General features: G+C 64.8%; 24 protein-coding genes. 13 read left to right on the forward strand and 11 right to left on the reverse strand.

The annotated features are described in order from the left end of the window. Positions 1-2: 2 nt before the first annotated feature. The 6 genes from ACVILI_RS12145 to pcaQ form a co-directional block, all read right to left on the reverse strand. Complete coding sequence (locus ACVILI_RS12145) at positions 3-1,061, reverse strand: branched-chain amino acid ABC transporter permease (RefSeq protein WP_019856754.1); 1,059 nt, start codon at positions 1,059-1,061, stop codon at positions 3-5. After that, the gene (locus tag ACVILI_RS12150; protein WP_019856755.1) at positions 1,058-1,954 is read right to left on the reverse strand and encodes a branched-chain amino acid ABC transporter permease; all 897 of its coding nucleotides are present in this window, start codon (positions 1,952-1,954) and stop codon (positions 1,058-1,060) included. The genes ACVILI_RS12145 and ACVILI_RS12150 overlap by 4 nt, the downstream gene beginning before the upstream one ends. Then, positions 1,951-2,679, reverse strand: coding sequence for an ABC transporter ATP-binding protein (locus tag ACVILI_RS12155; protein ID WP_019856756.1), 729 nt, complete (start codon positions 2,677-2,679; stop codon positions 1,951-1,953). The genes ACVILI_RS12150 and ACVILI_RS12155 overlap by 4 nt, the downstream gene beginning before the upstream one ends. Next, entirely contained in the window at positions 2,676-3,419 is a 744-nt protein-coding gene (locus tag ACVILI_RS12160) for an ABC transporter ATP-binding protein (RefSeq protein ID WP_027046577.1), read from the reverse strand. Before ACVILI_RS12160 ends, ACVILI_RS12155 begins: the two co-directional genes overlap by 4 nt. Before the next feature lie 21 nt (positions 3,420-3,440). After that, positions 3,441-4,757, reverse strand: coding sequence for an ABC transporter substrate-binding protein (locus tag ACVILI_RS12165; protein ID WP_051726748.1), 1,317 nt, complete (start codon positions 4,755-4,757; stop codon positions 3,441-3,443). Between the two features lie 141 nt (positions 4,758-4,898). Beyond that, on the reverse strand, positions 4,899-5,816 hold the full coding sequence (gene pcaQ, locus ACVILI_RS12170; protein ID WP_010914665.1) for a pca operon transcription factor PcaQ: 918 nt from the start codon (positions 5,814-5,816) through the stop codon (positions 4,899-4,901). A gap of 94 nt (positions 5,817-5,910) precedes the next feature. Between pcaQ and pcaD the strand changes: the two genes are divergently transcribed. From pcaD to pobA, 6 genes are read left to right on the forward strand one after another with little or no spacing between them, the layout of a single operon-like run. Next, the gene (gene pcaD / locus ACVILI_RS12175; RefSeq protein WP_457102455.1) at positions 5,911-6,720 is read left to right on the forward strand and encodes a 3-oxoadipate enol-lactonase; all 810 of its coding nucleotides are present in this window, start codon (positions 5,911-5,913) and stop codon (positions 6,718-6,720) included. After that, positions 6,713-7,120 (forward strand): 4-carboxymuconolactone decarboxylase, encoded by a 408-nt coding sequence (gene pcaC, locus ACVILI_RS12180; RefSeq protein ID WP_019856760.1) that lies wholly within the window; start codon positions 6,713-6,715, stop codon positions 7,118-7,120. Before pcaD ends, pcaC begins: the two co-directional genes overlap by 8 nt. Continuing rightward, positions 7,110-7,865: a protocatechuate 3,4-dioxygenase subunit beta gene (gene pcaH, locus ACVILI_RS12185; RefSeq protein ID WP_038645157.1), complete on the forward strand. Its 756-nt coding sequence runs from the start codon at positions 7,110-7,112 to the stop codon at positions 7,863-7,865. Before pcaC ends, pcaH begins: the two co-directional genes overlap by 11 nt. Then, complete coding sequence (gene pcaG / locus ACVILI_RS12190; RefSeq protein ID WP_019856762.1) at positions 7,865-8,479, forward strand: protocatechuate 3,4-dioxygenase subunit alpha; 615 nt, start codon at positions 7,865-7,867, stop codon at positions 8,477-8,479. Before pcaH ends, pcaG begins: the two co-directional genes overlap by 1 nt. A gap of 8 nt (positions 8,480-8,487) precedes the next feature. Next, entirely contained in the window at positions 8,488-9,540 is a 1,053-nt protein-coding gene (locus tag ACVILI_RS12195; protein WP_038645159.1) for a 3-carboxy-cis,cis-muconate cycloisomerase, read from the forward strand. Then, positions 9,540-10,715, forward strand: a complete 1,176-nt coding sequence (gene pobA / locus ACVILI_RS12200; protein WP_038645160.1) for a 4-hydroxybenzoate 3-monooxygenase — start codon at positions 9,540-9,542, stop codon at positions 10,713-10,715. Before ACVILI_RS12195 ends, pobA begins: the two co-directional genes overlap by 1 nt. A gap of 5 nt (positions 10,716-10,720) precedes the next feature. Here the strand turns inward: pobA and ACVILI_RS12205 are convergent, their stop codons facing one another. From ACVILI_RS12205 to ACVILI_RS12215, 3 genes are all read right to left on the reverse strand, one after another. After that, the gene (locus ACVILI_RS12205) at positions 10,721-11,584 is read right to left on the reverse strand and encodes a carbohydrate ABC transporter permease (RefSeq protein ID WP_019856765.1); all 864 of its coding nucleotides are present in this window, start codon (positions 11,582-11,584) and stop codon (positions 10,721-10,723) included. Then, positions 11,581-12,273 (reverse strand): carbohydrate ABC transporter permease, encoded by a 693-nt coding sequence (locus ACVILI_RS12210; RefSeq protein ID WP_457102456.1) that lies wholly within the window; start codon positions 12,271-12,273, stop codon positions 11,581-11,583. The genes ACVILI_RS12205 and ACVILI_RS12210 overlap by 4 nt, the downstream gene beginning before the upstream one ends. A gap of 198 nt (positions 12,274-12,471) precedes the next feature. Further along, positions 12,472-13,764, reverse strand: coding sequence for an ABC transporter substrate-binding protein (locus tag ACVILI_RS12215; RefSeq protein WP_457102457.1), 1,293 nt, complete (start codon positions 13,762-13,764; stop codon positions 12,472-12,474). A gap of 314 nt (positions 13,765-14,078) precedes the next feature. Here ACVILI_RS12215 and ACVILI_RS12220 point away from each other — a divergent pair, with 314 nt between their 5' ends. Genes ACVILI_RS12220 through ACVILI_RS12250 form a run of 7 tightly spaced genes read left to right on the forward strand, consistent with a single transcriptional unit; the run spans position 14,079 to position 20,393 of the window. Beyond that, the gene (locus ACVILI_RS12220; RefSeq protein WP_038645167.1) at positions 14,079-15,350 is read left to right on the forward strand and encodes an extracellular solute-binding protein; all 1,272 of its coding nucleotides are present in this window, start codon (positions 14,079-14,081) and stop codon (positions 15,348-15,350) included. A gap of 52 nt (positions 15,351-15,402) precedes the next feature. Then, positions 15,403-16,335 (forward strand): carbohydrate ABC transporter permease, encoded by a 933-nt coding sequence (locus ACVILI_RS12225; RefSeq protein ID WP_038645169.1) that lies wholly within the window; start codon positions 15,403-15,405, stop codon positions 16,333-16,335. Next, the gene (locus tag ACVILI_RS12230; RefSeq protein ID WP_038645171.1) at positions 16,332-17,189 is read left to right on the forward strand and encodes a carbohydrate ABC transporter permease; all 858 of its coding nucleotides are present in this window, start codon (positions 16,332-16,334) and stop codon (positions 17,187-17,189) included. The genes ACVILI_RS12225 and ACVILI_RS12230 overlap by 4 nt, the downstream gene beginning before the upstream one ends. Then, positions 17,186-17,926 (forward strand): PIG-L deacetylase family protein, encoded by a 741-nt coding sequence (locus ACVILI_RS12235; protein WP_038645173.1) that lies wholly within the window; start codon positions 17,186-17,188, stop codon positions 17,924-17,926. The genes ACVILI_RS12230 and ACVILI_RS12235 overlap by 4 nt, the downstream gene beginning before the upstream one ends. Continuing rightward, a complete protein-coding gene (locus ACVILI_RS12240) occupies positions 17,923-18,798 on the forward strand; it encodes an ROK family protein (RefSeq protein WP_038645175.1) in 876 nt (291 codons plus the stop codon). Before ACVILI_RS12235 ends, ACVILI_RS12240 begins: the two co-directional genes overlap by 4 nt. Further along, positions 18,795-19,565: a GntR family transcriptional regulator gene (locus ACVILI_RS12245; RefSeq protein ID WP_032920989.1), complete on the forward strand. Its 771-nt coding sequence runs from the start codon at positions 18,795-18,797 to the stop codon at positions 19,563-19,565. The genes ACVILI_RS12240 and ACVILI_RS12245 overlap by 4 nt, the downstream gene beginning before the upstream one ends. Positions 19,566-19,601: 36 nt before the next feature. Then, positions 19,602-20,393, forward strand: coding sequence for a sugar isomerase domain-containing protein (locus tag ACVILI_RS12250; RefSeq protein ID WP_019856774.1), 792 nt, complete (start codon positions 19,602-19,604; stop codon positions 20,391-20,393). Positions 20,394-20,499: 106 nt separating this feature from the next. Here the strand turns inward: ACVILI_RS12250 and ACVILI_RS12255 are convergent, their stop codons facing one another. Together ACVILI_RS12255 and ACVILI_RS12260 are read right to left on the reverse strand one after the other, a co-directional pair. Further along, complete coding sequence (locus ACVILI_RS12255) at positions 20,500-21,783, reverse strand: D-tagatose-bisphosphate aldolase, class II, non-catalytic subunit (RefSeq protein WP_038645177.1); 1,284 nt, start codon at positions 21,781-21,783, stop codon at positions 20,500-20,502. Beyond that, positions 21,780-22,733, reverse strand: coding sequence for a tagatose kinase (locus tag ACVILI_RS12260; RefSeq protein WP_038645179.1), 954 nt, complete (start codon positions 22,731-22,733; stop codon positions 21,780-21,782). The genes ACVILI_RS12255 and ACVILI_RS12260 overlap by 4 nt, the downstream gene beginning before the upstream one ends. Positions 22,734-22,822 lie beyond the last annotated feature (89 nt).

Genomic DNA, 22,822 nt, shown 5'->3' on the forward strand with positions numbered 1-22,822 from the left:
GGTCATGCCTTCTCCCGAGATATCGTGGATTGTTGTGGCGTCGCGTCGCCGTCGACAGCGGTTGCCGGAAGCCTGACGCGGTAGCCGACCGGCAGCAGGCGCAGCCCAAAACGCTCCTCGATCGTTCCCCACAGGCCGCGCGGCAGGAACAGCGAGAACAGCACGGCCGTGGCGCCGAGGCCGACGAGGTACCAGACGCCGGTGCCGCCGAACCAGGTCTCAATGAGGAAGAACACCAGCGCGCCGAGGATGGCGCCCTCGAACGTGCCGATGCCGCCGACCAGCACCATGAAGATCATGTAGGCGGTCCACTGGACGTTGAAGTAGGTTTTCGGCTGGAAGGTGATGGAGGTCGCCAGCCACAGCGCCCCGGCAACGCCGATGCCGAAGGCGGCAAGCACAAACAAAAGCCGCTTGGTGCCGGTGACGCGCACACCGACCGAGGCTGCGGCATCCTCATTGTCGCGGATGGCGCGGATTGCCGCACCCGTGCTGCCGCGCAGCAGGCCGAACAGGATGGCGAGCAGCGCGGTCATCGAGGCCAGCGCCAGCCAGTAGATCGCCACCCGCCTTGTACCGGCATCGTAGACGTTGAGCGAGATCAGCGACGTGCCGGTTTCGCCTTGCACCAGCCGGTCGAGATTGACCAGGAGATGCGTCAGCGCCGCGATCACCCACATGCCGATGGCGAACTCGCCGTTCCGCAGCCGCAGCATGAACAACGAGAGCGGCCAGGAGACAACGCCGACAACGATCGCTGAAACGAAAAGCGAGGCGAAAGGGTTGAGGCCGGCATCGGCCAGCCGGATGGCGAAATAGGCTCCGAGCCCGAAGAACACCTGCTGGCCTACGGAAACCAGGCCGCCGAAGCCGGCCAGAGCGTTCCACATCGCCGCCAGGATCACATAGATGAACAATGCCGTCATGCGGTCGACCGCGCCCGCCGAGAGGAACTGCGGCGCAATAGCGAGCAGCGCGATGATGACGGCGACCGCAATCGCCGCGATCCGCGACGTCGCCGTGCCGCGCTCGATGACCGGCGAGGACGAAACCGCACTCATGATGCGCTCCGGGAAGGCAGGCGCAGCAGGCCGCGCAGGCCGAGGCCGGATGTAGACAGCCGCACGAACAGCACGACGAGGAACACGGCATGGCCGCCGATCAGAAAGCCTTGCGGGTGCACTTGCGCGCCGAGTGTCTGCGCAAGCGCCAGCACGATGCCACCGACCAGCGTTCCCCACAGCGAACCGGCACCGCCGATCACAGCGGCTTCGAAAGCGAACAGCAGTTGCGGCGCGCCGGCATAGGGATCGAAGGTGGCGCGCATGCCGAGAAAGGCGCCGGCAAGACCAACCGTGACCATGGCGATGGAAGCGGCGATGGCATTGGCGCGACGCGCATCGACGCCGACCAGGCCGGCCGTATCAGGGTCTTCCGAAGTGGCGCGGATCGAGCGGCCAAGCCGGGTGCGAGTGAGGAACAGCTGCAGCCCTCCCAGCAGGATCACGGCGGTGGCAAACATGATCACGGCCAGCTTGCCGACATAGATGCTGCCCGGCCACTCCCAGGAATCATAGGACAGGCTGCCGATATAGGGTGCCAGCGAACGCGTGTCGGCGCCGAACTGCTCGAACAGCATGTTGTCGATGACAATGGCCAGGCCAAACGTGGTCAGGATCGGCAGCAGCGCACCGCCACGCGCGCTGCGTTCGAGCAGGAAACGCTGCAGCGCCCAGCCGATCGCCGCCATCAGCGGCAGCACGATCAGCAGGCCGACAAACGGCGGGATATGGAACCGCGAGGCCAGCCACCACAGCGCAAAGGCCGCGAACACGGCAAGGCTGCCATGGGCGAGGTTGATGATGCGCATCACCGAGAACATGAAGGACAGGCCGCAGGCGATTAGCGCGTAGTAGCCGCCGAGCAGGATGCCCTGAATGATCTGGTTGCTCATGCCGGAACGCTCCCGGGACTTTTCCGGTGCAGGCCGAAATAGGCTTTCGTCACCTGGTCGCGCGAAACCGCCTTGCTCGGCCCTTCCAGCGCCACACGCCCTTCGAGCATGCAGATCACCCTGTCGGAGACAGCGAGCGCGCGGTTGAGGTCCTGCTCGACCAGGATGATGGTCGTGCCGGAAGCGATCAGCCCCTGGAGGGCCGCGTAGACACGGTCGACGATCAGCGGCGACAGGCCAAGCGAAACCTCGTCGAGCAAAAGCACTTCCGGATTGCTCATCAGCGCCCGGCCGATCGCCGTCGCCTGCTGCTCGCCGCCTGAGAGATGGCCCGTCTTGGCATGGCGGCGGGGCTTCAGATTGGGGAACATGTCGAGCACTCTGTCGACGCTCCACTCGCCCGGCCGGCCGGCGGTTCTGCCGAGCAGAAGGTTCTCCTCGACCGTCATCTGCACGAAGAGCTTTCGCCCTTCCGGCACCAGCGCGATGCCCATGCCGACGCGCCTGTGCGACGGCACGTTGGTAAGATCGGCGCCGTCCAGCAGCACGCGGCCGGCCGCCGGCTGGTGCGCGCCGGCAATTGCCCTGAGCAGCGTCGTCTTGCCGGCGCCGTTAGCGCCGACCAACGCCAGCGTCTCGCCGCGTTCGATGCTGAAGCTGACGCCGCGCACCGCCTGCAGCAGGCCGTGGCGGACAACGAGATCCTCAACCGACAGCAGGCTCATTTCGGGCCTCCGCCGAGATAGGCGCGCACGACCTCCGGATCGGCCATGACGGCTTGCGGCTCACCGTCGGCGATGATTTTTCCCGCATCCATGCAGATCAGCCGTTCGGCCACTTGCAGCAGGATGTGGACGATGTGCTCGATCCAGACGATGCCGATCTTGCGGCGGCGCAATTCCTTGATCGTGGCGACAAGCTCGCCGGCTTCGCCGTCGGTCAGGCCGCCGCCGATCTCGTCGAGCAGCAGCAGCGTCGGCCTTGCCGCCAGCGCGCGCGCCAGCTCCAGCCGCTTGCGGTCGAGCAGTCCGAGCGTCTCGGCGCGGCGGTTGGCAACACCCAGCATGCCGCACAGTTTCAGCGAACCGAGGGCTTCCTCATAGGCCTCGTCGCGGCCGAGGCCGGCGCCGTGCGAGGCCGCGACGAAGACATTCTCGAAGGTGGTCATGCCGCTGAATGGTTTGGGCACCTGGTGCGTGCGCACCAGGCCGAGCCGGCAACGCTGCGTCGCCGACAGCGGCGTCACGTCGCCGCCCTTGAAGCTGACCGTGCCCGCACTCGGTGGAAAGGCGCCGGAAAGCACACTGAGCAGTGTCGTTTTGCCGGCGCCGTTCGGGCCGACAATACCCACCGCCTCGTCGGCCGCCATGGCGAAGTCGACCGCATCCAGCACCACAAGCGCGCCGAAGCGCTTATGGATGCCGGCAGCGGTCAGAACAGCCTGTTGTTGCGGATGGGTCACCAGGCGATCCTCGTCAGCGGTCCATCAGCCGTTGTAAGGCTGAAGCTTGGCTTCGACGGGCACCTTCGGATCGGTGGCGTTCTCGGTCACGACATAGTCGAGCGGGAATTTGCTGCCTTCCTTGGCAGCCACCCACTGCGTGCCGATGATCGGACCGGGCGAGACATTGGCGACAGGGCCGCTGGTGAAATCGACCTTGCCGATCATGGTCTCGGTCTTCAGCGTGCTCAGCGCCTTGGCCACCGCCGCCTTGTCCTTGGCGTCGGAGCTGGCCTTCAGCGCTTCGAAGCCGGCGTCGAGCAGCGACATCGAGGCGCCGAGCTGCTGCGTCCACTGCTTGCCGCTCGCCGCCTCATAGCCGTCGGCGAGCTCGGTGCCCGAAACGCCGGTAAGCGGCGACTTGTAGGGGAAAGCCTTGTGCCAGTAGGCGGCGCTCGAAATCTTCATGCCGAGGTCGCCGAGCGCCTCGATGTCAGACGGGAACAGGCCGGTCTTGGCGACCTGGGCGATCTTGATCTGCTTGATCAGCCCCTGCTGTGCCGCCTGGCGCCAGAAGGCGGCAAAGTCCGGCGGGATCGGGAAGGAATTGAAGATCTCGACGCCTTCCTGCTTGAACAGCGCGATCTGCGAGGAATAGTCGGTGGTGCCGGTCTCGTAGGCGCCGGGATCGACGATGGTGAAGCCTTGCTTGGCCAGCAGCGGCGCCAGATTGGCGCGGATAGCGTTGCCGTCGGCGTCGTTGGGATACATGACGCCGACCTTCTTGTTGGTCTCGATCAGGTTCCATTGCGAGATGTAGGTCTTGAAGAACTCGCCGACGCCGAAGCCGAAATGATAGGTCCATTTGAACGGCGAGGGCGCGCCGGGCTTGGCGCCGCGGCCGAAATACCAGGCCTCCCACGGCATGACGGTCGACAGGCAGGGCACCCCCGCGGCCTCGCAGGCGTCGGCGACCGGGTTGATCACCTCGGGCGTCGACACCGCCAGCATCAGGTCGATGGCCTGGTTGTTGACCAGGTCCTTGGCGAGCTGGCCCGCACGTGACGGGTCCGACTGCGTGTCCTGGTCCAGGATTTCGACGCTGTATTTCTTGCCGCCGATATCGAGGCCGCCGGCCAGCGCCTTGCGGGCGAGGTCGAGCACATAACCGTCGGTCTGGCCGAAGCCGGCCAGCGGCCCTGTGCGCGGGCTGACGAAGCCGACCTTGAGCGTGCCGGCCGCCTGGGCGAAGGCCTTGCCGCCACCAAGCGCGAGCGCCGCGCCGCCAGCGATCGAGGTGGCAATGAACTGGCGCCGCGACACGCCACGAATACTGGATCTGCTACCGTTAGCGTAGGTCATGCATTCCTCCCTTTGTGCTCCTCCATCGGCACAGTGCACCAGCGTTTTGGTTCGGTAAAATGATATTTTGCGGTGTTTCATTAACCCTGGGGTTAGGGGATTTCCGAAGAACGCGGGGATCGGTCCGAACGGCCCGACGCCTCACTTGCCCGGCCTTGCCGCCTCGCGAATGGTCTGCAGCAGGATGGTGAAGGCCGGCGATGGCGCCGTATCGGTGCGCATCGTCAGGCCGACCGGTCCCTTGGTTTCCTCGGTGTCGACCGGCAGGGCGACGAAGGCGCCGCTGGCGATCTCGTTGGCAACCACGCCGGCCGAAATGATCCACACCGCATTGCTCTGCCGCATGAAGGAGCGGCCAAACGAATCCGAGACGGTTTCGATCTCGGTCGCCGGCGCGGTCATGCCGTTGGTGATGAACAGGCGATCGACGAAGGGGCGGATGACGGATTCCCGGGTCGGCATCAGCACCGGGAATTCGTCGAGCCTGGCGAAGATATCCGCTCCCGGTTCCAGCAGTGGATGCCCGGCCCGCACCACGAACAGCACCTGTTCGGAATAGAGATGCTCGAAGAAGAAGCCGGTCATGTTTTCGGGCGCTGCCAGCCGTCCGACGACAAGATCGAGCGCGCCGGTACGCAATTGCTCGAGCAGCACCGCGTTCTCGCCAGTGACGATCTTGATCGCCGCGCCGGTGTTTTCTCCGAGGAACAGGCTCATGGCCTTGGGCATGACCTTTGCCGACACGGTCGGCAGAGCGCCGATGCGGATCGGATGGCGGTTGATTGCGCCGTCCTGGCGAACGGAATCGACGCCGCGCTTCAACGCGGTGATCGCAGAACCGGCATGGCTGAGGAAGATCTCACCAAGCCTTGTGACCCGGATACCGCGCCCGTCACGCTCGACAACGGCGACACCGAGCGCCTCTTCCAGTTCACGCAACGTCTTGGTCACCGCCGGCGCGCTGACATGCAGGAAATCGGCGGCGCGGGCCACGCTGCCCTGCCGCGCAACCTCCAGGAAGGCCTGCAGGTGACGGAAGCGGATGCGGCTCTCGGCCATGGATTTAGTAACCCCTGAGTTAATGAAATGGCGCAAAATATCATTTTACCGAACCAAATGCCTTGTGCAATGTGGGAGGTGGAGGATCGAAATCGTGTCATTCGTCACCATCGGCGGCATCACGCTGCACCATCGCCACCTCAAGGCGACCGGCAATGCGCGCGCGATCATATTCATCAATTCGCTGGGCACCGACTTCCGCATCTGGGACGACATTGTCTCGGCGCTCGATGGGGAAATGTCCTTGCTGGTCTATGACAAGCGCGGCCACGGGCTGTCCGACATAGGCGAGATCAAGTCGATCGACGATCATGTCGACGATCTCTCGGGGCTCATCGATCATTTCGGCTTGAAGAAGGTCGTGCTGTGCGGCCTTTCGGTCGGCGGCATGATCGCGCAAGGGCTCTACGCCAGGCGCCCGGGGATCGTCGAGGCCATGATCCTGTGCGACACGGCCCACAAGATCGGCACAAATGAGAGCTGGAACACCCGCATCGCGGTCGTCGAACGCAAGGGCATCCAGGCCATTGCCGATGGCGTGCTCAAAGTGTGGTTCACTCCCGCCTTCCACACCTCACGGGTGGCCGAACTGGATGGCTATTGGAACATGATGACCCGGCAAGCACTTGCCGGCTACGTGGGAACCTGCGTTGCTATCCGCAACGCCGATTTTACTGACGCGGCACGCCGCATCGAGGTGCCGACACTCTGTGTCGTCGGTGACCAGGACGGCTCGACGCCTCCCGCTCTCGTCCGCTCGCTGGCCGCTCTGATCCCCGGTTCGCGTTTCGAGATCATCCGTGACGCCGGACATATTCTCTGCGTCGAACAGCCTGAAGCGCTCACCGCGCTGATCCGCGATTTTGTCACATCGCTTGCCCCTGGAGCAGAAAACCATGGATGAAGTCCCCGGCAACGCAGCCCGATATCGCACTGGCCTCGTGGTGCGGCGCGCGGTGCTCGGCGATCGGCATGTCGATCGGGCTGAGGTCGCCGCCACCGATTTCGATCAACCCTTCCAGGAACTGATCACCGAGGCAGCCTGGGGGACTGTGTGGGCCCGGCCGGGCCTCAGCAAGCGCGAGCGCTCGATCGTCACGCTGGCGCTGCTGGCGGCACTCGGCCATGATGAGGAGGTCGCCCTGCATGTGCGCGCCACCGCCAACACCGGTGCGACGCGCGACGATATCTGCGAGGCGTTCCTGCATGTCGCCATTTATGCCGGCGTGCCGGCCGCCAACCGTGCCTTCAGAATAGCCAAGGACGTGTTTTCGGAAATGGACGGAGCCGACAATGCCCTCTGAGTCCGGCTCGAACCGGAGACCTGAGTCCGGCGCCTTCTTCCAGCGCGACCGGACATGGCATCCGCCGGCGCTGACGCCGGGCTATAAGAGTTCGGTGCTGCGCTCGCCGCAAAAGGCGCTTTTGTCCTTCGACAACACGCTGTCGGAAATAGCCGGACCAGTCTTCGGCCATGCCATGCTCGGTGAACTCGACAACGACCTGATCCATAATTTCGCCAGGCCGGGCGAGAGCGCCATCGGCGAGCGCATCATCGTCCATGGGCGTGTGCTCGACGAACGCGGTGTTGGCGTTCCCGGCGTGCTCATCGAATTCTGGCAGGCCAATGCCGGCGGCCGCTACCGCCACAAGAAGGACGGCTATCTGGCGCCGCTCGACCCGAATTTCGGTGGCTGCGGCCGCACCATCACAGGCGACGATGGTGGCTATGCCTTCCGCACTGTCAAGCCCGGGCCTTACCCGTGGCCCAACGGTCCCAATGACTGGCGCCCGGCGCACATCCATTTCTCGGTTTTCGGCCACGGCTTCGCGCAGCGGCTGATCACGCAGATGTATTTCGAGGGCGATCCGCTGATCTGGAAATGCCCGATCGTGCGCGGCATCGCCGACAAGGCGGCCATCGAGGCGCTGACGGCCATCCTCGACAAGCAGGCGACGGTCCCGATGGACGCGCTCGCCTACAAGTTCGACATCGTGCTGCGCGGCCGCCGCTCGTCGCTGTTCGAAAATCGGCTGGAGGGCAATTGATGCGCCAATCGCTCGACCGCCTCAGGGAAAGCCCCTCGCAGACCGCGGGACCCTACGTCCATATCGGGCTGACGCCGAACTTCTGCGGCATCGGTGGCGTCTATGCGACCGATCTCGGCGCGACCATGGTCAACGACAAGACCAGGGGCGAGCGCATCGGTCTCAAAATTAGGGTACTCGACGGCACAGGCACGCCGCTCAAGGACGCGCTGATCGAGATCTGGCAGGCGGATGCGGACGGGCTCCACAATTCGCCGGCCGAATTGCGCGGCGCGGCCGATCCGAACTTCTTCGGCTGGGGCCGCTGCCCGACCGACATGGACACAGGCGTCTGTGCATTCGAGACGATCAAGCCGGGCCGCGTGCCGTTCCGGGATGGAAGGCTGATGGCGCCGCACATCACGCTATGGATCGTCGCGCGCGGCATCAATCTCGGCCTGCACACGCGGCTCTATTTTTCCGACGAGGAAAAGGCCAATGGCGAGGATCCGATCCTGGCGCGCATCGAGCATCGCGTCCGCGTGCCGACTTTGATCGCCGAGCGCCAGGGCGGCACCTACGTCTTCGACATCCATCTCCAGGGGGAGAAGGAAACGGTCTTCTTCGACAGCTAGGAGATCTCATGACCGTATCGCCCTTCGACCATCCGTTGCTATCCGCACTCCTCGGCGACGAGGAAGCATCGCGGCATTTTTCCGTCGAGGCGGAAATCGAGGCGGCGCTAGCGTTCGAGTGCGCATTGGCCGAAGCGGAGGCTGAAAACGGGATCATCGCCAGGGATGCCGCGGCAGCGATCGTGACGGCACTGGCATCATTCCGGCCGGATACCGCTTTGCTGAGAGCAGGCGTCGCCAAGGACGGCGTCATGGTGCCGGAACTGGTGCGCCAGATCAGGGCTGCGGTCGGTGAACCGCATGGTGACAAGGTGCATTTCGGAGCGACCAGCCAGGACGTCATCGATACGAGCCTTATGCTTCGGCTGAAAGCGATCGTCGAGCATATCGGCCTGCTGCTGACCGAAACCGTTTTGCGCCTCACCTCGCTTGAGGAGCGCTTCGGCGGCAGGGCGCTGACCGGCATGACCCGCATGCAACCAGCGATCCCTATCCAAGTGACGGATCGCATCACGGCGTGGCGTGGGCCGTTGCAGCGGCATCAGGAAAGATTGTCGGACCAGGCGAGGCGCCTGCTGGTGGTGCAATTCGGCGGCGCTGCCGGCACGCTGGAAAGGCTCGGCGATAAGGGGCCGGCGGTGCGCGCCGCGCTTGCCGCAAAACTCGGCCTTGCCGATGCGCCCCAATGGCAGAGCCAGCGCGACACGCTCGCCGACTTCGCCGGCTGGCTGTCGCTGCTGACCGGCAGCCTCGGGAAGTTCGGCCAGGACATCGCGCTGATGGCGCAGGGCGGAACTGACATCGCGCTTTCCGGCGGCGGCAGCTCGTCGGCCATGCCGCACAAGCAGAACCCGGTGAAGGCCGAGGCGCTGGTGGCGCTCGCCCGCTTCAACGCCACGCAGCTTTCCGGCATGCATCAGGCACTGGTGCATGAACAGGAGCGCTCGGGTGCGGCCTGGACGCTGGAATGGCTGTTGCTGCCGCAGATGGTCGTCGCCACCGCCGCGTCGCTGCGCCTTGCCGCCGAACTGGCCGGACAGATCGAAAGCCTCGGTCACTGATGCGCACGCAGGTCGCCATTGTCGGCTCCGGACCCTCCGGCCTGCTGCTTGGGCAGCTTCTCGCCGGCATCGGCGTCGAGACCATCATTCTTGAACGCTCGAGCCGCGAACATGTGGTTGGCCGCGTGCGGGCAGGGGTGCTCGAACAAGGCACGGTCGAGTTGCTGGAAGAGGCCGGTGTTGCTGCAAGGCTGCATGCCGAAGGCCTGCCGCATTCCGGCATTTCGCTGGCTTTCGACGGGCGCCTGCACCGCATTGATCTCGCGGCGCTCACCGGCGGCAAGCATGTCACCGTCTATGGCCAGACCGAAGTGACGCATGATCTGATGGACAAGCGCGAGGCGGCTGGCCTCGTCACTGTCTATGAGGCCGCTAATGTCGCGCTGCATGATTTCGATGGCGCTGCGCCGTTCGTTACCTACGACGACAAGGATGGCGTCTCTCACCGGATTGATTGCGACTTCATCGCCGGCTGCGATGGCTATCACGGCGTCAGCCGCAAATCGGTGCCGGAGCGCGCGCTGAAGACCTTCGAGCGGCAATATCCGTTCGGCTGGCTCGGCGTGCTGGCCGAAGTGCCGCCAGCCGATCACGAACTGGTCTATGCCAATCACGAGCGGGGCTTTGCATTGTGCTCGATGCGTTCGACGCATCGCAGCCGCTACTATGTGCAGTGCCCGCAGGACGACCGCGTCGAGGCCTGGTCCGACGACCGCTTCTGGGACGAGCTGCGCCGCCGCTTGCCGGAACGGACGGCGGCAAGCGTCACCACCGGGTCATCCTTCGAAAAGTCGATCGCGCCGTTGCGCTCCTTCGTTGCCGAGCCGATGCGTTTCGGCCGGCTGTTCCTGGTCGGCGATGCCGCCCACATCGTGCCGCCGACTGGCGCCAAGGGCCTCAACCTCGCCGCCAGCGATGTACGCTATCTCTTCGCCGGTCTGCGCGAGTTCTACGTTGGAAAGTCCCAAGCTGGCATTGAGGCCTATTCGCAAAAGGCGCTGGCGCGGGTGTGGAAGGCGGTGCGCTTTTCCTGGTGGATGACGACCATGCTGCACCGCTTCCCTGACACAGGCGATTTCGGCCAGCGCATCCAGGAAGCCGAACTCGACTATCTCGTGCACTCGCAGGCCGCGTCGACCGCGCTCGCCGAAAACTATGTCGGGCTGCCATACTGAAGCAGCTATCCCTTGATCGCCGAGCCGACGATGGAATCGACGAAGAAGCGCTGCAGCAGGACGAACAGGATGAGCGGCGGCAGCACGGCCAGCGTCGCGCCGGCCATCACCAGGCCGGTATTCACCGCGCCACGGTTGTAGCTCAAGAGCCGGCTCAGGCTGATCACGATCGGGTAGGCGTCGGCATTGCCCTGCAGCACGGTCAGCGGCCAGAGATAGCTGTTCCAATGGTAGACGAAGGCGAACAGGGCGAGTGCGGCGATCGCCGGCGCGACGCTGGGCGCCACGATCTTGAAGAGGATCAGCAACTCTGAAGCGCCGTCCATCCGCGCCGCATCGATAAGGTCGTCCGGCACGCCTGATATGAACTGGCGCATCAGGAAGATGCCGAAGGCATTGGCGAGGTTGGGCACGATGATGCCTGCCAGGCTGGCATTGAGCCCGATCGAGCCGACCAGCCGATAGAGCGGGATCAGCGTGACGATCGGCGGCAGGAACATGGTGGCGATCAGCAGCGAAAACAGCAGCGATTTGGCGGGGAAGTGGTATTTGGCGAAGGCATAGCCGGCCATCATGCTGGTGATCAGGATGCCAGCGGTGGTGATCGAGGCGATGACCAGGGAATTCCACATCGAGCGGCCGACATTGACCACGCCGGAAACCTTTTCATAGGCGTCGAGGCTGGGTGTGTGCGGTATCCACACCGGCGGCACCTGCATGCTCTCGGCCGGCGTCTTGAGGCTCGACAGCACCATCCACACCAGCGGGAAGGCCGAGGCCACGGCGACCAGCAGCATCAGCGTCGCCAGCAGCGCCTTGCGCCCGGACGGGCGCTTGCGCGGCAGCCGGCTCGATGATCCCGCGCTCATTCCTGATCCTTCCGGTTGGCGAGAGCAAACAGCGCGCAGACCACGACGATAAGTGAAAGCATCAGCATGACCGCCATCGCCGAACCCAGACCGCCTTGCGCGCGCTCGATGCCGACGCGGCGGATGTGGTAGGTGAGCACATTGGTCGAGCCGACCGGCCCGCCTTGCGTGATCAGCGCCACCGGCTCGAACACCTGCACGGCGTTGATGATGGCGATGACGGCGCTGAACAAAAGCGTGCGCCGCATCAACGGCAGCGTGATGAAGCGGAACTGCTCGAAGCGGTTGGCGCCGTCGAGCTTCGCTGCCTCGTAGAGGCTGCCCGGGATCTGCGTGAGGCCCGCGATCGCCAGCACGGTGAAGTAGCCGACCTGCTGCCAGACATTGAGCAAGACGATCGAGACCAGCGCTGAGCGCGGCGACGACAGAAAGGGCTGCGGGCCGATACCGATGAGGCCGAGCATCTGGTTGAGCGGTCCTTCGCTCGGCGAATAGAGCTTCGACCAGGCCAGCGCCACCGCGATCATCGGCACCATGTAGGTGGAGAAGAGCACAGTCCGCAGCGCCGTGCCGCCGGCGACATCATGCTGGTAGACCATCAGGCCGAACGCGACCGATAGCGGCAGGATGAGGATGACGGAGAGCGCGGTGTAGATGGCGGTGTTGGGTGAGCGCGCCCTTAAAGTCACGCCCGACCGAGGAGGCCCCAAAGATCTCGTGGAAATTGTCGAGGCCGACGAAGCTGGCGCTGGAAAACGGCGTCTGTGTCGACCAGTCCTGGAAGGACAGCCAGACGGTGAGCATCATCGGCAACAGGATGAAGATGCCGATCAGCGTCACGGCGGGCGTAAGCATGATGCCCGCCGAGGCACGGTACCTCTGGATCATTATTTGGCGGCGCGCTCCAGGATCGAGGTGGCGTCGGCCTGCGCCGTCGCCTGCGCATCCTTGGCCAAGACCTGGCCATACTGCAACGCCTCGAGCGTCTGCTGCAGGGATTCCGAGAATTCCTGTCCGCCCGGCACGACCGGAAACGGCTTGGCATCGGCGAGCACGCTGATATAGCCGGAGAGGAATTCCGAGCCGAGCTTGTCCTTGTGTGCTTCGATATCGGACAGGCGCGAGGGCAGGATGCCCATCGACATCAGGATATCCGACATGGCCGAGGCGCCGTTTTTGCCGGACTTCGGATTGTTGAGCCAGGCCAGGAATTCCCACGCCGCCTTTTGCTCGGCAGCACCCGCATTGGCGTTGACCACGGTCATCCACGAATAGGAGATCGAATGCGGCTTGTCGCCGCTCGGGCCGACCGGGATCGGCGCGGTAGCGATGTCGGCGAACTTGTCGCCCATGCCGGTCTTCAGCGCGCTCTCCCACCAATTGGCCATGATGATCATGCCGGTCTTGCCGGAGACGAAATTGTCGAGGAACGGACCGGTGGTGTTGGCATCCGCCGTCGCCATCGCCGGCACGCTGGCGCCCGACTTGATCAGGTCCTCATAGAGCTGGAAGGTCTGCGCGGCTTGCTGGCTATCCAACACCGGCTTGCCGTCCTTGACCAGCTCGCCGCCGTTAGAAACGAGCAGCGAAGCGAAGGGATGGACGACGCCGGCCGCCCAGCTGTTGATCATGCCGAAACCCTGCTGGCCGGCCTCCTTGTTGGTCAGTTTCTTCGCCGCATCCTTGAACTCGTCCCAGGTTTTCGGTGGCGCCGCGATGCCGGCCTGCTTGAACAGCGCCTTGTTGTAATTCAGCGCATAGACATCGATCTCGTTGGGAATGCCGTAGAGCGTGCCGCCGACAGAGGCGGCGCTGGTGACGCCCGCCGGCCATGAGGCCTTGACCTCGCTGGCCACCGCATCGGGAGCGGGCGCGACCAGCTTGTCGCGGGCGAGTTCGGGCAGCCACAGATCGTAGATGCCGCCAATCGTCGGGCCGTCCGAGCCGCCGCCTTGCGAGCGCAACGTGGTCAGGAGATCGCCGAACGGAACGGCGCGCACGGTGACGCTGACGTCCGGATTGGTCTTGGCATAATCCTTGGCCGCCGCTTCCAGCAGCGCGACCGTCTCCGGCGACCAGTGCGTCAAATAGGAGATGTTGACCGATTGCGCCCATGCCGTGGCGGGCAGGATGGCCAGGCCCGCGGCCAGCGCCAGTTTCGAAGTCCAGGCAAACGACATTCCTCATCCTCCCTATCGATCACGATGACGTTATGACAACTTCAGGCGATGGCGCAAGAGCCTGTCGGCGAAAAAGCTGGTATCGAGCGGTTTCAGATTTCTTCGCTCTGCCGAATAAGAAGATTTTATCGTTATAAAACAGTATATTGATTGCTTGACGCCACTAGTTTTTCCGTGACGGCGCCATGCCTGAGGCGTGCCAGACCTCTTGCGAATGCTGCTATGTCGTTATAATGACTTGCCCGAGCCAATGACTCTCTCGCGGCGTCGAAGCGCTGCGGGGCGCCAAGGACAGAGAAAATGGGAGACTGGCAATGAGCATGCTTTCACTTCATCGACGTACCGCCCTTGGCCTTATCGGCGGCCTTGCCGCCGCCTGCGCCGGCGTCTTCACTGCCTTGCCGGCGAGGGCCGACAGCACGGTGACACTGTGGAGCTGGCGCACCGAGGACGAGGCCGCGATGCGCCGCATCTTCGATGCCTTCGAGGCGAAGAACCCTGGCATCAAGATCGACATCCAGTTTACGCCGGACGCCGATTACCAGAACCGTCTGAGCACCGCCCTGCGCGGCGGCCGGGGCCCCGACATCGCCCAGCTCAAGGCCTATGGTGAATTGCAGCCCTTCGTCGACGCCGGCTATCTCGACGCGCTCGACGACAGCGTGCCCGAATTGAAGAACATGGCGGACGCCGCGCTGGGCGGCGCGCGCGGCCGCGCCGACGGCAAGCTCTATGGCGTGCCCTATTCGGTGCCGATGATGGGCGTCTTCTACAACCAGGATATTTTCGCCGCCCAGGGCATCGAGATCCCCAAGACCTACAAGGATTTCGTCGCCGCTTGCGAGAAGTTGAAGGCGGCCGGCATCACGCCGGTCGCCGCCGGCGGCGCCAACGGTTCGGCCTGGGAGCTGGAGATCGGCGTCGGCGTCATCGGCCCGACCGTCTACGGCCCGGGCTTCTACGACGAGATGATGACCGGCAAGGCGACCTTCGAGGATCCGCGCTATGTCGCGGCGTTGAAGCGATTCGCCGATTTGAAACCCTATTTCCCCGATGGCTTCGCCGGCATCGACTACACCACTGCCACGCAACAGTTCATCGGCGGCAAGGCCGCGATGTTCCTCGGCGGCTCGTTCGAGAACGGCAGCTTCAAGGCGCAGAACCCGAAGCTGAAATTCTCGATCTTCCCGTTCCCGGCCGACGATGCCGGAGCAAAGCTCTACACTTCCGCCTTCTCCGACGGCTCCTACGGTCTCGTCTCCGAAAGCGCCAACAAGGAGGCAGCGACCAAGGTGCTGGGCTTCATGGCTTCGGCCGAATTCGCGCAGATGTTTGCCGACGAGCTCGGCTGGCCGCCGGCCCGCACCGATGTCACCGTGAAGGACCCGGTGCTGGCCGAGATGATGGCGATGTCGAAGAATTCGACGCCCTATCTGACGCTGGTCGGCTTCCGCTGGCAGTCGCCGACGGCGTCTTCGGTGCTGCAGTCGGAGATCATCGACATGGTCGAAGGCAACATCGCGCCGGAGAAACTGGCGGCCGACATGCAGGCCGCCGTCGCCACCTGGTTCAAGCCGAAGCAGTAGGGAGCCGGTCGGCCGCATCGCGGCCGGCCTCTCGTCCGGACACAAACAGCGCATGACCACTTTTCGCCGCACAAGCAGCCTGAAGCGCACGCAGCAGCGCATGGCCGTGCTGTTCATCCTGCCGGCGCTGGCGGTCTATGCCTTGTTCGTTCTCTTTCCGCTGGCGATGTCGCTGTGGGGCAGCGTCTTCGTCTGGAAGGGGCTGCGCATGGTCGAGTTCGCCGGCGTTTCCAATTTCTCGCGGCTGGTTGTTTTCCCGAGCGGCGCGCGGCTCTATGGCGCGCTCTGGCACAACACCGCCTGGTTCCTCGGCATCATGGTCTTCCAGAACGGCATCGGGCTTTTGTTTGCCTGGCTGCTCTTCCTGCGTGACAAAGGTGCCGCCTTCTTCCAGTCGGTCTTCTTCTTCCCGGCGGTGCTGAGCCCGGTCATCGTCGGCGCACTGTGGCGGCTGCTTTTGGCGCCGGGCGGCGTCGTCGAATGGGCGCTGAATGGGCTTGGCCTGCACCAGGGCAGCCTCACCGTGCTCGGCAACAGCCACACCGCACTCGCCATGCTGATCGCCGTCGATGCCTGGAACTGGATGGGCCTGCCGGTGCTGATCTACACGGCCGGTCTGCGGCAGATTTCCGGCCAGATCTTCGAGGCGGCGAAACTCGACGGCGCCGGCAATGCGCGTATGCTGTTCTCGATCGCGCTGCCGCTGCTGATGCCGGCGCTGGGCACGCTGACGATCTTGTCCTTCATCAATACCTTCAACCAATTCGACATCGTCTATGTCATGCAGGGCGTGCAGGGCAATCCGAGCTATTCGACCGACACGCTGGTGACCTATTTCTACCGGCTGGCCTTCGGCGCGGAGGGGGCTGTCGGCATCACCGATATCGGCCTCGCTTTGGCACTTGGCACCATGCTGTTCCTGATCCTCAGCGTCGGCACGCTGATGATGCTGCGGTTCTTCGACCGCCGCACGGTGCAGCTATGAGCGCGCTGGCGATTTCAGACAGGGCGGCGATCTCGCGGCAATTGGCGCGGCTGCCCGGCTGGACGGTGTTGGCCGTGTGGACGGCGGCTGTGCTGTTGCCGCTCTACATCCTCGTCGTCTCCTGCTTCAAGACCACAGCCGAGATCTACGCCAACCGGCTTGGCCTGCCGCAAAGCTGGGCTCTCGACAATTTCGTCAACGCCTGGACGCGCGCCGATCTCGGCCACAATTTCATCAATAGCCTGATCGTCACCGGCGGTGCGGTGGTGCTCACCATCGTCGTCTCGGCCATGGCCGCCTATCCGCTCAGCCGCTATCGGCTTGGCTGGAATGCTGTCATGCTCGGCCTGTTCCTGTCCGGCATCATGCTGCCGATCCGGCTGGCCTCGGTCGAACTGTTCACGCTGATGCGCAATCTCGGCCTCCTGGATTCGCTGACCGGATTGATCCTCGTCTATTCGGCGATCCGCATTCCCTTCGCCGTCTTCATTTTCGCCAATTTCATGCGCGTACTGCCCTCCGAACTCGACGAGGCGGCGCGCATGGATGGCGCCGGCGAAGTCCGCATCCTGTTCCAGATCATCCTGCCGATGGTGAGGCCGGCGGTGTCGATCGTCGCCATCTTCACCGCGATCGCGGTGTGGAACGATTTCTTCTTCCCGCTGATCTTCATCTTCGACGATCGCTACAAGACGGTGCCGCTGGCGATCAGCGTCTTCGTCGGCCAGTTCCGCACCGACTGGGGCCTGGTGTTCGCGTCGCTGGCGATTTCCATGGCGCCTATCCTGATCATGTATTGTTTGCTGGCGCGCCAGATTCGCGAGGGCGTCGGCGCCGGGGGAGGCATGAAATGATCGAGGACAGGATCTACGCCGCGCACTCCATCCTGGTGGTCGGCGCGCATGCCTTCGATGCCGAGGTGATCGCCGGGCCGCTGGCTGCGGCCGCCGTGAAGCGTGGTGCCGCGGTAACCTTTCTGCACCTGACCATGGGCGAACAGGGCCATCCCTGTTTGATCCCCGAGCATTATTGCGTGCAGAAGCAAGAAGAAGCGGGCAGGGCGGCCGCGCGCCTTGGGGTCACGCTGCGCAGTCTTGGGCTGCGCGATGCCTTCCTGCCTTCCAACGACGAGACGGCGCTGAAAGTGTGCGAGGTCATTCGCGAGCTGAAACCTGAGATCGTCATCACCCATTGGCACGGCAGCTGGCACAAGGACCATCGTGCCGCAGCGCATCTCACGCAGACCGGCATCTTCTTCGCCGCCCTGCCGACCATTGCCAGCGACCATGCGGCGCACACGCCGCAATTGCTGCTGTTCGGTGAGAACTGGGAGGACGATGACGGTTTTCGCCCGGAGCATCTTGTCGATGTCAGTGACGGCTTCGAGGCCTGGACCGGGGCGGTCAAGGAATATGAGCTGGCGCGAGGCTTGAGCAGCTTTCCCTATGTCGACTATTACAGCGCGCTCTACCGCCTGCGCGGCTGCCTGCGCGGCACGCGCCATGCCCAGGCTTTCACGGCGGCATCGCATTCCTGGAATGCCGGCAGCGGCCTGTTCTCGCCACCGTTCGGCAAAGGGTCGGGCCGATGACGCGGGTTCTGGCCATCGATCTCGGCGGCACCAATCTGCGCGCCGCCATCTCGACCGGCGACATCAGCGCGTTGAAGGTGCTGAGCCGTGAGCTGGCGCCGGCAAGCCTCGATGCTCTTGTCGCCCGCATCAACGCACTGTGCGCGGAAGCCGGCCCGGTCGAGGCGCTTGGCATTGCGGTGCCGGGGCTGGTCGAGGGCTCGGCCTGCCGCTGGATTCCGAACCTGCCATTCCTCGACGGCGTCGACCTCCAGGCGCTGTTTCCGGGCCTGCGCATCGCGCTTGGCAATGACGCGCAGATCGCGCTGCTGGCCGAAGCCGTCGAAGGCAGCGCGAAAGGCATGTCGGACGCGATCCTGCTGGCGATCGGCACCGGCATCGGCTCGGCGGTGCTGGCCAATGGCCGTATCGTTGCCGGCGCGCATGGCGGCGCCTGTTCGTTCGGCTGGGCGTGCGCCGACATCAGGGACCATGGCGCGGAGCGCAGCGGCTGGCTGGAGCGTGCCGCTTCCGGCAGGGCGCTCGATGCGCTTGCCGGCCAGATCGGGCTCGCCGACAGCCGCCAGCTGATCGCCGCTGCCCGCGCCGGCGAGCTCGCCGCGCAGACCTTGCTTGAAGTGCCGGCACGCCAGATCGGCACGGCGCTTGCCGGCGCGGTGGCGCTGCTCGACCCGCAGGCGGTGCTGATTTCAGGCGGGCTGGCCGAGGCGCTGGACGTGATGCGCCCGCCGCTGCTCGCGGCACTGCGCCGTCAGTTGCCCTCGCATTTGCGCGGCATTGAGATCCAGCCCGGCCATTTCGGCCCGGATGCGGGACTTGTCGGCGCGGCGCTGGCCGGCCGTGTGGGGGAAGGGTGGAGGCAGGTGCGATGAGCGAAGCGAGCTTTCAGCAGCCGGACCGCAGAAGGCCGGAGCCGCTCTGGTATCAGGTCGAGGAGGCGATCCGCGCCATCGTCAAGAGCGGCGAATGGGCAACGGGCGACCAGATCCCGGCCGAAGACAGGCTGTGCGCCTTGTTCGGCGTGAGCCGCATCACTTTGCGCCATGCCTTGCGCAATCTCGAGGAGGCCGGGCTGCTGCGCCGCGAACATGGCCGCGGCACCTTCGTGCGCTCGACCACGCTGGTCGCCGGCACCCGCGAGCTGACCAGCTTCACCCAGGAGATGGGCAATATGGGCGTGGTCGCCGGCTCGCGCCTTCTCGATTGCAGCCTCACCACCGCCAATGCCGCCGCCGCCGGCGCGCTGGAGATCGAGGAGGGTGATCCGGTGGTGCGCATCCGGCGGCTGAGACTGGGCAACAATGAGCCGATCGGTATCCAGACGGCGCAGCTGTCGGCCGTGCGCGTGCCGGGCTTCCTCGACGCCGGCCTGCTGCAGGGCTCGCTCTACGAGGCGCTGGAGCGCCATTACGGCATCGTACCGGTGGCCGCGCGCGAGAATTACCGCGTCGGTGCCGTCGGCGCGGCGGATGCCGAACTGCTCGATCTCCCGGCCGGCAGCCCCGCTTTCGTCGTCGAGCGCATCACCACCGACGAGCGCGGCCCGTTCGAATTCACCGTCTCGATCATGCGGGGCGACCGCTATGAAATCCGTTCGACGCTGCGCGCCGGCCGCGTCCCGTCAACCCCCAGAAGCTGATCCTTTCCAAGCCTAGATATCAACAGGAGTACCCAAGTGTCCGATCTCTACATCCACCGTCTCACCGCCCTTATCGATCAGGCGGCAAAAGCCAATGAAGAGGCCTTCGGCCAGGCCGCCAGCCGCTTTGCCGACTCGCTCGAAGGTGGCGGGCTGGTCCATCTCTACGGTTCGGGCCATTCGGTGCTGCCGGTTCAGGAAGTGTTCCCTCGCTACGGCAGCTATGTCGGCTTCAACCCGCTGACCGACCCGCGTGTCATGTGGCACAACGTGCTCGGCGCCGGCGGCGTGCGCGAGCTCTTGTGGCTGGAGCGGACGGAGAAATACGCCGAGAAATTCCTCGACCACCAGCCGCTCAACAAGGGCGACTCGATCATCATCTTCGGCCATAGCGGCCGCAACTCCTCCGGCATCGACACCGCGCTCTATGCCAAGAAGCGCGGCATTTTCGTCGTCGCGGTGACCAGCAAGAACAATTTGGACAAGCCGGCGACGCACTCCTCCGGCAAGCGGTTGGCGGATGCGGCGGACCTCGTCATCGACACGTGCTCGCCGATCGAGGACGCCATCGTGCCGGTCGAAGGCTGGAGCCGTCCGGTTTCCGGCTCGTCGACGGTGCTCGCCATGATCCTGGCGCACGAACTGATCGCGCGCACCGCCGAGCAGCTCGCCAAGCGCGGCATCGAACTGCCGGTCTTCGCCTCGCCGACGATTGCGGGCGTGACGCTGCACGACACCGACGTCATCTACGGCGTCTACCGCGAACGCATGCTGGAAGCGCAGAAGAAGCACCTGCCGACCTTCCAGGCGACAATGCGCGGGGAGTGATATTCCGAGATTGGGGAGGCGATGCCTCCCCAACGCGCACCGCGATCTGGAATAGGGGCGCAGGGCTGGGCGGCGCTGGCCTTGTACCGAAGCCGTAACCGGCGGATCAGCCGGTTGCGCTGGCGTAGATGTCGAGAACTTCTGTCACGCTGGCGATCAGCAACTCCCCGGCCTTTGGCGCCGCGGACCCGTTCGCCACCGCGCCGTCGAGATGGCCGAGATACTGGCTGATGAGGGGCAGGGGGATGTCGCGGTCGCCGAGCGCGTGCATCAGCGCTTCCGTCGCGTGCTGTGCCGCCGGCGCCGGCCAATAGTAGCGGATGCGGTCGCTGTAGGAGAAGTGGCGTTCGATCCGCTGCTCTGGCTCGGAGCCGTGGTAGTAATTCTTCCAATTGCCCGGCGCTGCCAGCATCACGCGCTCCATCGCCGCCGGCAGGCTTTCGCGCGCCGGGTCGGGAGCCAGAATGTCGGCGATATGGCTCAGGCCATAAAATGCTTCGCGCAGCGCGAAGGTCAGCCATGGCCCGACCTTGAGAATGGCGAAGCCGTCATCGACCAGCGCGGTCAGAGCCGAGACCTGCTGGTAATCGGTCGAATGCGCCTCGAAGACGAATTGCGGCAGATCCCGCAACGTGCCGGCCAATGCTCGGGCGCGTTCCGGTTTATAGGTGATCACCTCGGCATTGCCGAATTCGACGCCCGGCTGCACGACGACGCCGAGGGCGCGCGAAAAAGCCTGGTCGAGGCCTCGCCGGCTGAAGGCATCGCGGTGGAGACGCACCGTCTCTCGTGCCGCTTCGGGCGTCGTCACCGCCAGATGGTCCATCGCTTCCAGAGCGCCGCCCGGCACCGGCACTTCGGTGCCGATGACATAGACAGGCTTTGTGCCGCCCGTTCGTTCGGTGGCGGCCTCCGCCACCTCGGCCAGTTCGGCGGCGCGCGCGGCGATCGTCGCATCGGACGGTGCGGCACCTTCGCCGGCGCAGCCCATGCTGGCATCGAGATGGATCTTGGTGAAACCGGCCTCGGCATAGGCGTCGACCATGCGCGAAGCCTTGGCCATGGCCTCGCGCGCTGGCAGATGCTTCCACGGATTGGGGCCGAGATGATCGCCGCCGAGCACTAGCCTGTCGAGGGAAAATCCGATCTTGCCAGCGATCGTCTCGACGAAGCGTCGGAAATCCGCTGGTGTCATGCCGGTATAACCGCCTTCGTGGTTCACCTGGTTGCAGGTGGCCTCGATCAGCACGTCGGCGTCGCGCGCCTTGCCATGGCGCAGCGCCGCCTCGATGACCAGCGGATGGGCCGAGCAGATCGAGGCGATGCCGCTGCGTTCGCCGGCCGCACGGCGCGTCGCGATTATCGCCAGCCTGTCCGTCGCCTGGCTCATGCCGGCGTTCCGGTTCGGGCGGTCGCGAGGAAGGCCTCGACGGCGGCAAGCGAGGCGATGCCCTCCATCGGGCCCTTCCTGGTCACCGCCAGCGCGCCGCAGCCATTGGCGATGCGCAGTGCTTTTTCAGGTACTTCTCCACGCAGCCAGAATGAGACGAAGGCCGCCGCAAAGCAGTCGCCGGCGCCGGTCGGATCGATTTCGTCGACGACGAAGCCGGGTGACGCGGTGCGTCCGGTCTTGTCGTAGTGAACGGCACCTTGCGCGCCTTTCTTGATGACCACGGCGGAGATGCCGCGGTCCAGCATTTCGCGCACCGCGCTCTCCTCGTCGGTCGCCCCGGCGAAGATGAACAGTTCCGGTCCGCTCGGCAGGAAAACGTCGGTCTTCGACAGCACGAAGTGCAGTGCATCGCGCAGGCCCGGCAGATCGAGCATCTCCTTGCGGATGTTGGGGTCGAAGGACACCGTGCCGCCGCGCGCCTTGACAGTCTCGATCCCGATACGCGCCACCTCGGTCACCTCTGGCGAGAACAGCGAGGTGCCCATGACGTGAAAATGGTCGGCCCCGGCGAGCAGCGCGCGTGCCTCGACGCCGATCTCGATCAGGCCGGCCGCACTTTGCTTGATGTTGTAGACGAAGTGCCGGCTGCCATCGGTTTCATAGGTCACGAAAGCTGTGCCCGTGGCGGCGCCCCGGTGAACCTTGATGGCCGAGATGTCGGCGCCGTCGGCGCGCAGGCGCTCGATGTTCAAATGGCCGAAATCATCGTCACCGACGGCCGCGATCAGGCCAGCCGGCTGGCCGAGCCGTGCCGCCTGGTCGATGAAGATCGCGGGCGCGCCCGATGGAAACGGGCCGACCAGCGGGCCGGGGGCAAGGAAACTCTGGCCGATCCGCTCGGCCATGATCTCGACCAGGATCTCGCCGGCACAAACCAGTTTCTTCATGTCCTCACCATTGCCGGATGGTTGGCGGCCGGTTGCCGAGCGCCTTTCGTCATGTCCGTGCGGGTTCAAAACCTAAGTCGCAGCTTTTG

It is taken from the genome of Mesorhizobium sp. USDA 4775, assembly GCF_054062655.1.

What these genes read in the sequence shown, in the direction of transcription:
- ACVILI_RS12225 (WP_038645169.1), top strand. Translation starts at nt 15,403, where the DNA reads ATGACCACTTTTCGCCGCACAAGCAGCCTGAAGCGCACGCAGCAGCGC.
- ACVILI_RS12255 (WP_038645177.1), bottom strand. Translation starts at nt 21,783, where the DNA reads ATGAGCCAGGCGACGGACAGGCTGGCGATAATCGCGACGCGCCGTGCG.
- ACVILI_RS12220 (WP_038645167.1), top strand. Translation starts at nt 14,079, where the DNA reads ATGAGCATGCTTTCACTTCATCGACGTACCGCCCTTGGCCTTATCGGC.
- ACVILI_RS12215 (WP_457102457.1), bottom strand. Translation starts at nt 13,764, where the DNA reads ATGTCGTTTGCCTGGACTTCGAAACTGGCGCTGGCCGCGGGCCTGGCC.
- ACVILI_RS12155 (WP_019856756.1), bottom strand. Translation starts at nt 2,679, where the DNA reads ATGAGCCTGCTGTCGGTTGAGGATCTCGTTGTCCGCCACGGCCTGCTG.
- ACVILI_RS12245 (WP_032920989.1), top strand. Translation starts at nt 18,795, where the DNA reads ATGAGCGAAGCGAGCTTTCAGCAGCCGGACCGCAGAAGGCCGGAGCCG.
- ACVILI_RS12230 (WP_038645171.1), top strand. Translation starts at nt 16,332, where the DNA reads ATGAGCGCGCTGGCGATTTCAGACAGGGCGGCGATCTCGCGGCAATTG.
- ACVILI_RS12165 (WP_051726748.1), bottom strand. Translation starts at nt 4,757, where the DNA reads ATGACCTACGCTAACGGTAGCAGATCCAGTATTCGTGGCGTGTCGCGG.
- pcaH (WP_038645157.1), top strand. Translation starts at nt 7,110, where the DNA reads ATGCCCTCTGAGTCCGGCTCGAACCGGAGACCTGAGTCCGGCGCCTTC.
- ACVILI_RS12205 (WP_019856765.1), bottom strand. Translation starts at nt 11,584, where the DNA reads ATGAGCGCGGGATCATCGAGCCGGCTGCCGCGCAAGCGCCCGTCCGGG.
- pcaG (WP_019856762.1), top strand. Translation starts at nt 7,865, where the DNA reads ATGCGCCAATCGCTCGACCGCCTCAGGGAAAGCCCCTCGCAGACCGCG.
- ACVILI_RS12195 (WP_038645159.1), top strand. Translation starts at nt 8,488, where the DNA reads ATGACCGTATCGCCCTTCGACCATCCGTTGCTATCCGCACTCCTCGGC.
- ACVILI_RS12145 (WP_019856754.1), bottom strand. Translation starts at nt 1,061, where the DNA reads ATGAGTGCGGTTTCGTCCTCGCCGGTCATCGAGCGCGGCACGGCGACG.
- pcaQ (WP_010914665.1), bottom strand. Translation starts at nt 5,816, where the DNA reads ATGGCCGAGAGCCGCATCCGCTTCCGTCACCTGCAGGCCTTCCTGGAG.
- ACVILI_RS12150 (WP_019856755.1), bottom strand. Translation starts at nt 1,954, where the DNA reads ATGAGCAACCAGATCATTCAGGGCATCCTGCTCGGCGGCTACTACGCG.
- pcaC (WP_019856760.1), top strand. Translation starts at nt 6,713, where the DNA reads ATGGATGAAGTCCCCGGCAACGCAGCCCGATATCGCACTGGCCTCGTG.
- ACVILI_RS12240 (WP_038645175.1), top strand. Translation starts at nt 17,923, where the DNA reads ATGACGCGGGTTCTGGCCATCGATCTCGGCGGCACCAATCTGCGCGCC.
- pobA (WP_038645160.1), top strand. Translation starts at nt 9,540, where the DNA reads ATGCGCACGCAGGTCGCCATTGTCGGCTCCGGACCCTCCGGCCTGCTG.
- ACVILI_RS12260 (WP_038645179.1), bottom strand. Translation starts at nt 22,733, where the DNA reads ATGAAGAAACTGGTTTGTGCCGGCGAGATCCTGGTCGAGATCATGGCC.
- ACVILI_RS12235 (WP_038645173.1), top strand. Translation starts at nt 17,186, where the DNA reads ATGATCGAGGACAGGATCTACGCCGCGCACTCCATCCTGGTGGTCGGC.